We start from the raw sequence: 1,210 nt of genomic DNA on the forward strand, positions 1-1,210 counted from the left end.
GCGAACACCGGTGAGACCCGGGCCAGCTCCACACCCATCCCGGCCCACTGCGTCCCCTGCCCCGGGAACACCAGCACCACATCACGACCCCCTGACACCACACCCGACACCCCGCCGGACACCGTGCCCGAGATCGCACTCGACGCCCCGCCGGATACTGCTCCGGTGACCACACCAGGCGCCGGCTCGCCGGCGGCCAGCGCACGCAACCCCGCCAGCAACTCCTCCCGATCACGGCCGGTCACCACCGCCCGGTCCTCCAACAGCGCCCGCCCCTCCACCAACCCCGCCGCCACCTCACCCAACGGCAACCCCGGACGCGCCTGCACCCACTCCGCCAGCCGACCCGCCTGCGCCCGCAACGCCCCCTCACCCCGACCCGACACCACCCACGGCACCAACCCACCCGACAACCCGCCCTGCAGCGCACGCCCCAAAAGGCCGCCCCCACCCGACGACGGCGCTCCCTGCACGCCGCCCGAAGACAGAGGGCTCACATCCGCGCCCTCATCAGGCAGCGGCGATTCCACCGCCTGGCCTGACAGCGGTTGCGGGGCCTCTTCCACGATCACATGCGCGTTCGTCCCACTCACCCCGAACGACGACACCCCCGCACGCCGCACCCGCCCCAACCCTCCAGGCCACGCCCGCGCCTCCTCCAACAACCGCACCCCACCACGCCCCCACTCCACATGACGCGAAGGCGCAGACACATGCAACGTCGCCGGCAACACCCCCACCCGCAACGCCATCACCATCTTGATCACACCAGCCACCCCAGCAGCCGCCTGACAATGACCGATGTTCGACTTCACCGACCCCAACCACACCGGCTCCCCCCGCTCCCCCCGCTCCCCCCGACCACGGCCCTCCCGCCCACCGAACACAGCCAGCAACGCCTGCGCCTCGATCGGATCCCCCAACGCCGTCCCCGTCCCATGCGCCTCCACCACATCCACCTCAGACGCAGACAACCGCCCATTAGCCAACGCCTGACGAATCACCCGCTCCTGAGAAGGCCCACTCGGCGCCGTCAAACCATTACTCGCCCCGTCCTGATTGACCGCCGACCCCCGCACCACCCCCAACACCCGATGACCATTGGCCCGCGCATCAGCCAACCGCTCCAGCAACAACACCCCGACACCCTCAGAGAACACCGTCCCATCAGCATCATCAGAAAACGCCTTACACCGCCCATCAGCAGCGA

General features: G+C 69.9%; 1 protein-coding gene. It reads right to left on the reverse strand.

The genetic code is table 11. From position 1 onward, the window contains the following. The coding region (locus ABZ815_RS52800; RefSeq protein ID WP_357711153.1) for a ketoacyl-synthetase C-terminal extension domain-containing protein at positions 1–1,139 on the reverse strand (1,139 nt) is incomplete at its 3' end. Between the last annotated feature and the right edge of the window lie 71 nt (positions 1,140–1,210).

The sequence above is a fragment of the Nonomuraea sp. NPDC047529 genome (assembly GCF_040642995.1).
GTDB lineage: Bacteria > Actinomycetota > Actinomycetes > Streptosporangiales > Streptosporangiaceae > Nonomuraea.